The organism is Xanthomonas sp. AC360 (assembly GCF_979258225.1).
Map to the genome: position 1 here is coordinate 3,100,584 of NZ_OZ409846.1, position 13,108 is coordinate 3,113,691.

Annotated in this window: 9 protein-coding genes and 1 pseudogene; 1 reads left to right on the forward strand and 9 read right to left on the reverse strand. The window is 64.9% G+C overall.

Annotated elements, in window-relative coordinates; translation table 11 throughout:
• Positions 1–166: 166 nt before the first annotated feature.
• From ACZZ0O_RS13415 to lpxD, 8 genes and pseudogenes are all read right to left on the reverse strand, one after another.
• Positions 167–922, reverse strand: coding sequence for a tetratricopeptide repeat protein (locus ACZZ0O_RS13415; RefSeq protein WP_055845166.1), 756 nt, complete (start codon positions 920–922; stop codon positions 167–169).
• A gap of 64 nt (positions 923–986) precedes the next feature.
• Positions 987–1,946 carry an acetyl-CoA carboxylase carboxyltransferase subunit alpha gene (locus ACZZ0O_RS13420; RefSeq protein WP_055845163.1) on the reverse strand — a complete coding sequence of 320 codons (960 nt, stop codon included), beginning with the start codon at positions 1,944–1,946 and terminating at the stop codon, positions 987–989.
• Between the two features lie 157 nt (positions 1,947–2,103).
• Positions 2,104–5,693 (reverse strand): annotated as a pseudogene (gene dnaE, locus ACZZ0O_RS13425) (DNA polymerase III subunit alpha).
• 282 nt (positions 5,694–5,975) lie between these two features.
• On the reverse strand, positions 5,976–6,683 hold the full coding sequence (locus tag ACZZ0O_RS13430; RefSeq protein WP_463591000.1) for a ribonuclease HII: 708 nt from the start codon (positions 6,681–6,683) through the stop codon (positions 5,976–5,978).
• Entirely contained in the window at positions 6,680–7,960 is a 1,281-nt protein-coding gene (gene lpxB, locus ACZZ0O_RS13435; RefSeq protein WP_463591001.1) for a lipid-A-disaccharide synthase, read from the reverse strand. Before lpxB ends, ACZZ0O_RS13430 begins: the two co-directional genes overlap by 4 nt.
• A gap of 29 nt (positions 7,961–7,989) precedes the next feature.
• A complete protein-coding gene (gene lpxA / locus ACZZ0O_RS13440; RefSeq protein ID WP_463591002.1) occupies positions 7,990–8,781 on the reverse strand; it encodes an acyl-ACP--UDP-N-acetylglucosamine O-acyltransferase in 792 nt (263 codons plus the stop codon).
• Positions 8,782–8,806: 25 nt separating this feature from the next.
• On the reverse strand, positions 8,807–9,265 hold the full coding sequence (gene fabZ, locus ACZZ0O_RS13445; protein ID WP_055845149.1) for a 3-hydroxyacyl-ACP dehydratase FabZ: 459 nt from the start codon (positions 9,263–9,265) through the stop codon (positions 8,807–8,809).
• A complete protein-coding gene (gene lpxD / locus ACZZ0O_RS13450; RefSeq protein ID WP_323517279.1) occupies positions 9,262–10,275 on the reverse strand; it encodes a UDP-3-O-(3-hydroxymyristoyl)glucosamine N-acyltransferase in 1,014 nt (337 codons plus the stop codon). Before lpxD ends, fabZ begins: the two co-directional genes overlap by 4 nt.
• Before the next feature lie 127 nt (positions 10,276–10,402).
• Between lpxD and ACZZ0O_RS13455 the strand changes: the two genes are divergently transcribed.
• Complete coding sequence (locus ACZZ0O_RS13455) at positions 10,403–10,594, forward strand: hypothetical protein (RefSeq protein ID WP_115512141.1); 192 nt, start codon at positions 10,403–10,405, stop codon at positions 10,592–10,594.
• A 75-nt stretch (positions 10,595–10,669) separates the two neighbouring features.
• Here ACZZ0O_RS13455 and bamA read toward each other — a convergent pair whose 3' ends face one another.
• Positions 10,670–13,036, reverse strand: coding sequence for an outer membrane protein assembly factor BamA (bamA, locus tag ACZZ0O_RS13460; RefSeq protein ID WP_055845140.1), 2,367 nt, complete (start codon positions 13,034–13,036; stop codon positions 10,670–10,672).
• Positions 13,037–13,108: the final 72 nt, after the last annotated feature.

Genomic DNA, 13,108 nt, shown 5'->3' on the forward strand with positions numbered 1-13,108 from the left:
CCGTGCGCTGCACGCTCTGCAGCGATCGCGCAGCACATCCGGACCAGCAACACGATGCTCGTCATTGGCGATATCCCGCAGCGGAGTGCGATTGGCTTGCGTTCCATCTACGCAGCGAATGCGCCAGCATCGCGACGGATAGGCGCACGCAAAACGCAGGCCTGACTCAGGCGATCGAACTCAACTCGCTCAGACCCTTGCGTGCCTGATCGATCCAGCTGCGCTGCTCGCGCTGGTAATGTTTGGGCGAGGCCGCAGCGCGACGCACCACCTGGTCGAATACGGCCTTGGCTTCCTCCGGGCGCGCGGCGCGTTTTAGTAGCTGCGCATAGCGCACGCGTGCTTCTTCGCCTGGGTAGCCCTGCACCAGCGTCTCGTATTCGTGCAGCGCTTCTTCGATGGTGCCGCTGCTTTCCACCGCGCGTGCGTACAGCAGATGCCCGTCATGCGAGCGGAAGTTGGGGTTCGCGGCGATCAAGGCATCCAGGGTCTGGCGTGCCTGCGCGGCATTGCCAAGACCGAACTGCGCCTGCGCCAGCCCCAGCATCAGGTCCGGATCGTCGCGATACAGGCCGCGCAAGGCGCCTTCGTACACCTCGGCGGCCTGCGCATAGTTGCCCTGTTCGAGCAGCGTGCGTGCTAGCTGGCGGCGGTTTTCCGGGGTGTCGGAGACATCCAGTTTGCGTGCGGCATCGCGCTGGTCGCGCTGCGGGTCCAGCTTCCGGCGCACGCGCTGCAGACCACGCCGTGCGGTCGGGTCGTTACGCATGTCCGGGATGACCGCGACAAACGCGTAGATCAACACGGCCAGATACGAGAACGTCAGCAGGATCAAGATCCAGTACAGCGGCCGACCGCTGCGCACGACATGCACGCAGCAGGCGATTTGCAACACGATCGACAGAAGAATGAGTGGGCTCATGCCGGTAGGAGTCCTTGTCCTTCGTGCAAGTTCCTTGAGGCTCCGCCACGCGGAGCCGCAGGATTCAGTTTCCTTCGTAGGCGCCGTAGCTGCGCAGACGCTCGTAGCGTTGTTGCAGCAGTGCTTCGACCGGGATTTTCTCCAGCGCGTCCATCTCGTTGAGCAGCACGGCCTTCAGGCGCTTGCCCATCTGCTCGGGATTGCGGTGTGCGCCGCCGGTAGGCTCGCGGATCACCTTGTCGACCAGACCCAGGCCCTTGAGGCGCTTGGCGGTGAGGCCGAGCTGTTCGGCGGCGTCCTTGGCCTTGCCCGCATCCTTCCACAGGATCGAGGCGCAGCCTTCGGGCGAAATCACCGAGTAGGTGCCGTATTCCAGCATCAGGGTGCGGTCGCCGACACCGATGGCCAGCGCGCCACCGGAGCCGCCTTCGCCGATCACGGTGCAGATCACCGGGACTTTCAGCTCGGCCATTTCCAGCAGGTTGCGTGCAATCGCTTCGGACTGGCCGCGTTCTTCGGCACCAATGCCGGGGTAGGCGCCGGGGGTGTCGATGAAGGTCAGCAACGGCAGACGAAAGCGCTCGGCCAGCTTCATCAGGCGCAGCGCCTTGCGGTAACCCTCCGGACGCGGCATGCCGAAGTTACGCGCCACCTTGGTCTTGGTGTCGCGGCCCTTCTGGTGCCCGATGATGACCACCGGGCGGCCGTCGATGCGGCCCAGGCCACCGACAATGGCCTTGTCGTCGGCATAGGCGCGGTCGCCGGCCAGTTCCTGGAATTCGTCGCAGATGGTGTTGATGTAGTCCAGCGTGTAGGGGCGCTGCGGGTGGCGCGCCAGCTGCGAGATCTGCCACGACGACAGGTCGCGGAAGATCTGTGCGGTGCGCACGCGAGCCTTGTCGCGCAGCGCCCGTACCTCGGTCTCCACATTGACTGCAGGCCCGGTACTGGCGTTGCGCAGTTCCTGGATCTTGGCTTCCAGATCGGCGATGGGTTGCTCGAAGTCGAGGTAGTTAGGATTCATGCAATGGCGTCGTCAACGTAAGGCGGGGAGTGTAGCCGAATGCGTCCGATGGACCCGTACGGTGGGGTTGGGAGAGGAATCGGGAATGGGGAATCAGAGCAAGACATCGGGGGTTCGCTCTTGCGATTCCCCATTCCCCATTCCCCATTCCCCATTCTCACGCCCACGGTGGGCTGTACTTGATCTTCAACGTGCGCACCGCCGGATCGGCGCGCAGACTGTCCATCAGGTGCTGGTCGATGCGCACCGAGTTGCTGCCATTGAGGTCGAGCATGCCGGCGACGCCGCCGCCGGGGGCGCGCAGCAGCAGGTCCAGACGTAGCGGCGTCTTGCCGGGGCGGTGCTTGGCCAGCAGGGCATCGATGCGCTTGAAGGCCTGCTTTTCACGCAGATCCAGGCGCAGCGACAGCCGTTGCGCATGCTCGGCGCAGATCTGCTCGTAGTCCCAGCATTGGCGAATACGCAGGCTGTAGCCGCCGTTGAATTCGTCCTCGCGCAGGCCGCCCTTGACGATCAGGATGCGGTCGCGGGTGAGCAGGTGGCCGAACTCGGCCATCGCATCGGAGAACGCGCTGCATTCCACCCGCCCGCGGCCGTCTTCCAGCTGCACGAAGACCTGGCTGTCGCCCTTGCGGCGCACGCCGATCACCTGGCCGGCCAGAATGGCGCTGACTTCCGGGCGCCAGGCGCGTTTTTCGCCATCGCCGCCACCCCCGCCGCCGCGTTGCTGCGAGGCCAGGATCTTTTCCAGCGACCCAAGATCGCAGCCGACCAGCTCGCGGACTTCGTCGCGGTGCGGGTCGAACGGGTGCGCCAGCTGAGATAGAAACCCAGCGTTTCGCGCTCGCCGGTGAGCAATTGGCCCAGCGGCCATTCCTTGCTTTCGGGCAGGTCCAGACGCAGCGCCGGCGCACTCGTATCTGCGCCGCCGAACAGCGAATTCTGGCCGGAGGCGCGTTCGCGCGCCATCTGCTCGGTCGCCTTCATCACTTCCGGCAATTGCAGCATCAGCGAGGCGCGGTTGGTGCCCAGGCCATCCATCGCGCCTGCATTGATCATCGCTTCCAGCGTGCGGCGGTTGAGCTTTGCGGTGCCTACGCGCGTGCAGAAATCCAGCAACGTGGTGTACGCGCCGCCGCGTTGGCGCTCTTCGACAATCGCCTCGCATGCGCCGTGGCCAACGCCCTTGATCGCGCCCAGACCATATTGAATGGTGTCCGGGGTGGCGGCCTCGAACATGTAGGCCGATTCGTTGACGCGCGGCGGCTTGACGGTGAGGCCGAGGTTGCGCACCTCATCGAGAAAGCCGACCACCTTGTCGGTGTTGTCCATGTCCGAGGACAGCGTCGCGGCCATGAATTCGGCCGGGTAATGGCGTTTCAGCCACGCGGTCTGGTAGCTGACCAGTGCGTAGGCGGCGGCGTGCGACTTGTTGAAGCCGTAGCCGGCGAACTTCTCCATCAGGTCGAAGATTTCATCGGCCTTGGCCGCGCTCACGCCGCCCTTGGCCGCACCTTCGCGGAAGATCTCGCGGTGCTTGGCCATTTCGGCCGGCACCTTCTTGCCCATCGCACGACGCAGCAGGTCGGCGCCGCCCAGCGAATAATCGCCGACGATCTGCGCCATCTGCATCACCTGTTCCTGATACACCATGATGCCGTAGGTGTCTTTCAGGATCGCTTCGGTGCGCGGATCCGGGTAGATGATCTCCTGCTGGCCGTGCTTACGCGCGTTGAAGTCCGGGATCAGGTCCATCGGGCCGGGGCGGTACAGCGACACCAGCGCGATCAGGTCTTCGAAACGGTCCGGGCGCGCGTCCTTGAGCAGGCGGCGCATGCCCGAGGATTCGAACTGGAATACCGCACCGGTATTGCCCGAAGCGAACACGCCCTTGTAGGTGGGCACGTCGTCGAGCGGAATGGTGGTGATGTCGACCGGGTCGATGCCGGCGCGCGCGTGGCGCACGTTGATCGCCTTGACCGCCCAGTCGATGATGGTCAGCGTGCGCAGGCCGAGGAAGTCGAACTTCACCAGCCCCACCGCTTCGACGTCGTCCTTGTCGAACTGGGTGACCGGATTCTTGCCGCGGCCGTCTTCGTCGTGTTCGGCGAACAGCGGGCAGAACTCGCTCAGCGGTTCGGGCGCGATCACCACGCCGCCGGCGTGCTTGCCGGCGTTGCGGGTGAGGTCTTCGAGCTGGCGCGCCAGGTCCATCAGGTCGCGCACGTCGTCTTCGACCTGATAGCGCTGGATCAGATCCGGCGAGGCCATCTCCGAATCCTTGCCTTCGCCCATCGCATCCTTGAGCGTGATGCCCAGGATGTTGGGGATCAGCTTGGCGACGCTGTCGACCAACCCGTACGTAAAGCCGAGCACGCGCCCGGCGTCGCGCACCACCGCCTTGGCGGCCATGGTGCCGTAGGTGATGATCTGGCTGACCCGCTCGCGGCCGTACTTGCGCGCCACGTAGTCGATGACTTCGTCGCGGCGATCCATGCAGAAGTCGATGTCGAAGTCGGGCATCGACACGCGCTCTGGATTCAAGAAGCGCTCGAACAGCAGGTTGTACGGCAGCGGGTCCAGATCGGTGATCTGCAGTGCCCAGGCCACCAGCGAACCGGCACCGGAACCGCGGCCCGGGCCGATCGGGATGCCCTGATTTTTGCCCCACTGAATGAAGTCGGCAACGATCAGAAAGTAGCCGGGGAAGCCCATCTTGATGATGGTGTCCAGCTCGAATTCGAGCCGGTCGACATAGTCCTGGCGGGTCTTGCCGGGCGCGATCGGGCTTTTTTCCAGGCGCGCGGCCAGACCGTCGCGCGACTGGCTGCGGATCCAGCTGTCCAGCGTCTCGTCTTCGGGCACCGGGTAGGCGGGCAGGAAGTAGGTGCCCAGGCGCATCTCGATGTTGCAGCGCTGCGCCAGCGCATGGGTGTTGTCGATCGCATCGGGCACATCGGCGAACAGCGCGGCCATTTCATCGCCGGACTTCAGGTACTGCTGGTCGCTGTAGTCGCGCGGGCGCTTGGGGTCGTCCAGCACGCGGCCGGAGGAAATGCACACACGCGCTTCGTGCGCATTGAAGTCGCTGGCATACAGAAAGCGCACATCGTTGCTGGCCACCACCGGCAGCCCGCGCACGCCGGCGGCATGCAGGGCGAACTGGTTGAAGCGTTCTTCGCCCTCGCGCCCGGTGCGGGTCAGTTCCAGGTGCAGGCCATCGCCGAACACGCGTTGCCAGTCGGCGAGCTGTTGCTCGGCCAGATCGGCGCGGCCCTCGGAAAACAGGCGGCCGGCCATGCTGTCGCGGCCGGCCAGGGCGAACAGGTTGGCGTGCCCGGCCTGCAGCCATTCCGGGTGGATCGCCACGCCGCCTTCGGGGCGGTGGCCTTCCATCCAGGCGCGCGTCAGCAGCCGCGACAGGCTCAGGTAGCCCTCGCGATCGCGGCACAGCAGGGTCATGCGCCAGGGCGTCATGTCCGGGGTGGCGATCATCACGTCGGCGCCGGCAATCGGCTTGATGCCGACGCCTTCGGCGGCCTTGTAGAACTTGACCAGCGCGAACAGGTTATTAAGGTCGGTGACCGCCAGGGATGGCATGTCGAGCTCGACCGCGCGGCTCAGCAGGTTGGCCTGCTTGGCCTTTTTCGGGTCAGCCTGATCCGGTTTCTCGGGCACGCGGATAGTGGAATCCGCCAACGAGAACTCGGTGTGGACGTGCAGATGGACGAAACGGGAAGTGGACATGCGAGACCGGAATAATGCGCGGTCAGGGTACCGGCGAGGGCGGGGACGAACAAGGCTTGACAGGTGGGTGCGGGACCCAGGATCGGCCAGCAGGGACCCGGGAAAGCGCTGAATCGCCAGCTGCCGGGGCCTTGGGGAGGCATTTGGCTGATGAGGAATTCAGGTTATGTGCGGGTAGAACGATCCATGCCTGCAACCCCATCGACGGATTGCACAATGTGCAGATGTTCCGATCACAGGTCCCGAGGAAAAACCAACCAACGGTGCCAGAACGCCCGCCGCCTATGGCCGGACAACCAGCTCCACGACCTGCAGCTGTTGCGGGTCCCCGGTCCCCGGTCCCGGGTCCCGGCTTTCACGGCCTTCCAGCGCCAGCCGCACCGGCGCAAAGCTGCGGCGATGCTGCGGACACGGCCCATGGGTGCGCAGCGCGGTCAGATGCACCGGCGTGGCATAGCCCTTGTGCTGGTCGAAGCGGTATTCGGGATGCTGCGCGTGCAGTTCGTGCATCAGCCGATCGCGGGTGACCTTGGCCACGATCGAGGCGGCCATGATGGCGCGGTCCAGCGCATCGCCGCCGATCAGCGCCTCGGCCGGGCAGGGCAGTCCCTTGGGCACACGGTTGCCGTCGATGCGCGCAAACCCGGCCACGTGCGCCACGCCTTCCACCGCCCGCCGCATGCCCAGCATGGTGGCCTGGTAGATGTTGATGCGGTCGATTTCTTCGCTGTCGATCAACACCACCGACCACGCCAGCGCCCGGTCGACGATGCGCGCATACAACTGCTCGCGGCGCTCGGCGCTGAGCTGCTTGGAATCGTCCAGCCCGTTGATGCGCGGCTTGCTCGGGTCGAACACCACCGCCGCCACCGCTACCGGCCCGGCGAGCGGCCCCCGGCCGGCTTCGTCGACGCCGGCATAGAGCCGGGACTCGGGACCCGGGACCGGGGACCCGGGAAACAGCGACAGTTCGGTGCGGGAAGCTTTCATCCAGAGTCGCTCGCCCCGGTCCCCGGTCCCCGGTCCCCGGTCCCGACCAGCTCTGCCACCGCATCGGCTGCGCGTGCGGAGGCGTCGCGGCGGAGTTCGGCGTGCAGGGCCAGATAACGCGGTTGCAGGGCGGCGACCTTGTCGGGGTGCTTGAACCAATCCAGCAGCGCGACACACAACCGTTCCGGGGTGCAGTCGTCCTGCATCAGCTCGGGGGCGAGGTCGGCGTTGGCCAGGATGTTGGGCAGCGCGTAGCGGTTGACCTTGAGCAAGCCCAGCGTCTTGACGATGCGATAGGTCAGCGGCGCGACCTTGTAGCCGACCACCATCGGCCGCTTGACCAGCATCGCCTCCAGCGTGGCGGTGCCCGAGGCCAGCAGCACCACATCGGCGGCCAGCATCGCGGTGCGCGCCTGGCCGTCGAGCAGGTGCGAGCGCATCACCGGCAACGAACTGCGCGACAGCTGTTCGGCCAGCAACTGCTTGCAGCCCGGGTTGGCGGCGGGGACCAGCACATGCAGATTGGGCAGGTGCTCGGAGACCAGCCAGGCGGCCTGGAAGAAGGTGTCGCCCAGCTTGCTGATCTCGCCATGCCGGCTGCCCGGCAGCACCGCCAGCACGGTGCTGGAGGCGGAAATTCCCAATTGAGCGCGGGCCGCCTCGCGGTCGGCCTTGTAAGCGATGTCGTCGGCCATGGGGTGACCGACAAAGCGCGCATCCACGCCGTGCTTGGCGTAGATCGGCGGCTCCATCGGGAACAGGCACAGCACCAGGTCGGCGCTGGCGCCGATCTTCTCGGCACGTTTCTCGCGCCATGCCCACACCGACGGGCTGACGTAGTGCACGGTGCGAATGCCGCGCTGCTTGAGCCAGCGTTCGACCGGCAGATTGAAATCCGGCGCATCGATGCCGATGAACACGTCCGGCTTCCACGCCAGCACGCGTTCGCGGAAGGCGCGGCGCAGCTTGAGCAGGCGCGGCAGATGGCGCAGCACTTCAGTCAGCCCCATCACCGCCAGCTCGCTGGCATCGAACCAGGTCTGGCAACCGGCACCGCGCATCGCATCGCCACCGATGCCCACGAATTCCGCATCGGGATACCGCAGCCGCAACTGCGCAATCAGCCCGGCGCCCAGAATGTCGCCGGAGGCTTCGCCGGCGATCAGGGCAATGCGGGGCGCGCGCTTGCGCGCGCCGGGAATCGGGAGTGGGGAATGGGGAATCGGTCGTGCAGTCGGAACGCTGCCGACCGACGGGCCGTTGCGCTGGCCGTCCACGATTCCCGATTCCCGATTCCCGATTCCCGTCATCGCAGCAACGGCCTTTCTGCCGCTTCGATGAACTCGAGCATGCCGCGGACGTCTTCGCTGTCCTTGGCTTGTTCGGCCAGTTGCAACTTGGCGTCGGCCAGCGGCAGGCCGGCGACGTACAGCGTGCGGTAGGCGCGCTTGATGGCGGTGATGCGCTCGGCATCGAAGCCGCGGCGCTTGAGGCCTTCGCTGTTGATGCCGCGCGGGCGGCCCAGCGACTCGCTGCCGACCATGGTGAACGGCGGCACGTCGCCATTGGTCAGCGCGCCCATGCCCAGGAAGGCGTGCGCGCCGATGCGGCAGAATTGATGCGCGCCGGCAAAGCCGCTGATGATCACGTAATCGCCCACGGTGACATGGCCGGCCAGCGTGGTGTTGTTGGAGAACACGCAGTGGTTGCCGACATGGCAGTCGTGCGCCACATGCGTGTAGGCCAGCAGCCAGTTGTCGTTGCCGACCACGGTGATGCCGCCGCCGCCGCCGGTTCCGCGATTGATGGTGACGAATTCGCGGATCACGTTGCCGTCGCCGATCGTAAGTTCGGTGCGCTCGCCGGCGTACTTCTTGTCCTGCGGTTCGCCGCCGATCGCCGCATGCCCGATGAAGCGGTTGTTGCGGCCGATCCGGGTCGGGCCGTGGATCGAGCAATGCGGCCCCACCTCGGTCCCGGCACCGATGTGGACATCGGCGCCGATCAGGCAGAACGCGCCAACGCGCACATCGTCGGCCAGTTGCGCCGACGGGTCGATGACGGCGGTGGGATGAATCAAAGGTGTCGAATCACGCATCGTGTCTCACTCCGGGAGCGGGTCATTACCTGGCGCCGGCGCACATCACCTCGGCACTGGCCACAATTTCGCCGTTGACCTTGGCCTCGCCATAGAAGCATCCCACATTGCGGATCAGGCGCTTCATCTGCACCTCCATGATCAGCACATCGCCGGGGACCACCTGCTTGTTGAAGCGCGCATTGTCCACCTTGACCATGTAGAACAGCTGGGACAACGCATCGCGGCCCAGGCCGAGCTGGGTCATCACGCCACCGACCTGCGCCAGCGCTTCGATGATCAACACGCCCGGCATCACCGGACGGTTCGGGAAGTGGCCCTGGAAGAACGGCTCGTTGATGCTGACGTTCTTCTGCCCGACGATGCGCTTGGCTTCCAGGTCCAGTTCGATGACCCGGTCGACCAGCAGAAACGGGTAGCGGTGCGGGATCAGCGTCTGGATCTGATTGACGTCGATCGGCAGCTCGTAAACGGGGTAACTCATGCGTTCTCCTTGCCCACAGCCAGGATGCGCCTTGCCAGCGCATCGAGTTGTTTGAAGCGCGCGGCATTCTTGCGCCACGTGCGATTGTCGGTGAGAGGGGTGCCAGACGAATATTCGCCCGGCTCATGGATGGAATTGCGCACCACCGACTTGCCGGTGATCACGACCTTGTCGCAGATCTCCAGGTGGCCGACCACGCCGACATGCCCGCCGAGCAGGCAATAGCGGCCGATCTTGGCGCTGCCGGCAATGCCGGTGCAGCCGGCGATCGCGCTGTGCGCGCCGATCCGGCAGTTGTGGGCAATCTGCACCAGGTTATCCACGCGCACGTCTTCTTCCAGCACGGTGTCTTCCAGCGCGCCGCGGTCGATGCAGGTGTTGGCGCCAATCTCGCAGTCGTCGCCGATCACCACGCCGCCCAGCTGCGGCACCTTGATCCAGTGGCCGGCATCCATCGCCAGGCCGAACCCATCGGCGCCGATCACCGCGCCGGGATGAATCCGCACGCGCTTGCCCAGCCGCACCCGGGTCACCAAAGTGACGCGGGCGATCAGTTCGCTGCCATCGTCCACCACGCAGTCTTCGCCGATGATGCTGCCGGTGCCGATGATGCAGCCATCGCCCACGCGGCTGCGCGCACCGATGCTGACGAACGGGCCAACATGCGCGCCAGGCGACACCTGTGCGCTGGGGTCGATCACCGCCAAGGGATGAATGCCGGGCTCGCGCACCGGCGGCACATCGAACAACGCGGCGATCTTGGCGAATGCGGTGTACGGGTCCTTGGCAACCAGCACGGTGCTGTGCGCCGCCTCGGCGTCCTCGGCGCGCACCACCACCACGGCAGCCTGCGTGTCAGCCAACTGCGGCCGATAGCGCGGGTTGGACAGGAAGCTCAGCTGGCCTGCTCCGGCGTGCGCCAGCGTCGCCACCCCGGTGACCTCGGTCGCGCCGTCGCCCACGACGGTCAGACCAAATTGTTCGGCAATCGCACTGGCAGTCAGGGGCATCAGGTGAACCTCGCGTAAACAGTAAGTGGCTGTTTTTACGGAAAAAAAACATCGCCAAAAATTCGCTAAACAGTCAGGCGTATCTGTTGCCTGGCCGCAACCGAGCGGCTAACCCAGGAAGAAGCATATGAAAACTCTCCTCTCCATGTTCGCAGGCGTGGTCCTGTTGGGCGCAGTCAGCAGCGCCTCGGCCGATGATTTCGCGCAGGAGCGTGCCGACGCTCATAACTTCTGGGACCAGCAGGTCCAGTGTGTGGATACATCCGATTGGAGCGGGACGGCGACCTGTCTGAGCACGTTGTTCCAGAGCTACTTCTGAGCCTGTAACACCTCAGGCATGACAGACAAACAATGGCGGCCCGATCAGTCGGGCCGCCATTGTTTTGCGTGCGTCTTAGAACTGGCCGCCGAAGGTGAACTGCAGGCGCTCGATCTCGTCGTTGTCTTCCTTCTTCAGCGGGAACGCGTAGCTGATCGAGATGGGGCCGACCGGGGCGCGCCACAACAGCGCTACACCGGTGGAGGCGCGCAACTCGTTGGCCTTGAAGTTGTCCACGCCGTCGTACACGTTACCGAAGTCGAAGAACGCCGAGATGCGCGCCGACGGGCTGTCGAACAGCTTCGGGAAGTACATTTCCACCGAGCCGACGGTCTTGAACGACCCACCCAGCGGCTGGCCGCGGTTGAAGCCGTTGATCGGCTCCGAGCGCGGACCCAGGGTGTTGTCTTCGAAGCCGCGCACCGAGTTGGTACCGCCGGCGTAGAAGTTCTCGTAGAACGGCAGGCCGGTCGCAGTGATGGTGCGCGAAGTGCCATTGGGACCGGCCACTACGCGTGTGCTGTCGTTGCCATAGCTATCGCCGTAACCCAGCTCGAAGCGCGTGTTCAACACCAGCGCCGGGATGATCGGCCAATAGTTGGAGATCTGGTAGTTGAGCTTGTAGTACTCGACCGTGGAGCCGGGCAGGGTGGTTTCCAGACCGACGCGCTGGTACATGCCGCGGGTCGGCATGAAGAAGTCGTTGCGGGTGTCGCGCGCCCAGCCCAGCTCGCTGCGCCAGGCATGGAAGGTGCGCGTGCCGATCGCATCGATGTAATCGACGATCGCCTGCGGCGTGGTGCCCGGGAACGTGGTGATCTGGTTGCTGTCGATGCCGATCATTGCCGAGACGGTATCGTTCTCGGTGATCGGCACGCCGAACACCACCTGCGCCGAGCCGTTCTTGCTGTTGAACTGCGCGGTGTTGAAGTCCGAGTAATCCAGCGAGCGCCACGACAGGTTGTAGCCCAGCGACACGCCATCGTCGGTGAAGAACGGGTTGGTATAGGAGAACGCGTAACGCTGCTGGAAGGTGCTGCGCGAGGCTTCCACCGCCACCCGGTTACCGCCGCCCAGGAAGTTGTTCTGCGACAACTGCACCGAGGTGGTCACGCCGAAGCTTTGCGAGTAACCCAGGCCGAACACGAAGCTGCCGGAAGTGGTTTCCTTGACGTCGTAGATCACGTCCACCTGGTCGTTGCTGCCAGGCACCGCCGGGGTCTCCACGTTCACCGACTCGAAGTAGCCCAGGCGCTGCAGACGGATCTTGGAACGGTCGATCGCGGCCTGCGAGTACCAGGTGTTCTCGAACTGGCGCATTTCGCGGCGCAACACTTCGTCGGAGGTGCGGCTGTTGCCCTTGTACAGGATTCGGCGCACGGTCACGCGTGGGCCCGGCACCACCTGCAGGTTCACCGCAACGGTGCGGTCCTCGCGGTTCGGCGTCGGAAGCGGGTTGACCTTGGCGAACGCGTAACCGACGTTGCTCAGCGTGTTGGTGATCGCATCGGAGGTGTATTCCAGCAGCGCGCGCGAGAAGATGTCGCCGGCCTTGGGAATCACTAGCCGCTCGATATCGGCCTGCGGCAGCACCGTGTCGCCGGTGACCTTGATGTCGGAAATCTTGTACTGCTCGCCCTCGGTGACGCCGGCGCTGACGAACATGTCGCGCTTGTCGGGGCTGATGGCCACCTGGGTGGAGTCGATGCTGAAGTCGACATAGCCACGGTCCAGGTACCAGGAGTTGAGCTTCTCCAGGTCGCCGGACATCTTTTCCTTGGAGTACTGGTCGTCGCGGCGATACCACGAGGCCCAGTTGTGCTCCTTGGATTCCCAGTTTTCCAGGATGTCTTCGTTGGCGAACTTTTCGGTACCGATCAGGTTGACGTGACGGATCTTGGCCGCCTTGCCCTCCTTGATCGCGATGGCCACATCGACGCGATTACGGTCCAGCGGGCTGACGGTCGGAGTGATCTCGACGTTGTACTTGCCGCGGTTGTTGTACTGACGGGTCAGTTCCTGGGTCACGCGGTCCAGGCTCAGGCGATCGAAGGTGCCGCCTTCGGTCAGGCCGATATCGCCCAGGCCCTTGAGCAGCTCTTCGGACTTGATGTCCTTGTTGCCGGTCACGGTGAGCTTGTTGATCGCCGGGCGTTCCTTGACCGTGATCACCAGGATGTTGCCCTGGCGGTCCAGCTGCACGTCTTCGAAGAAGCCGGTGCGGTACAGCGCCCGGATCGAGTCGGCCACCTTGGTGTCGTCCACGGTGTCGCCGCGGTTCACCGGCAGATAGGTGAACACGGTGCCGGAAGCGATGCGCTGCAGGCCGTCGACGCGGATGTCGCTGGCAACGAACGGCTCTGCGGCCAGGGCAACGGCTGGCAGGCTGAGGCCGGCGGCAAGAGCGAGGGCAAGCAGGCGGCGAGTGGGAAGACGCGTCATGTCACATCCGGTTGGAGTCGATTTCGGGTGTTGCTGGATGCCGACGTATGACGACGACAACAGGCGGAAAGA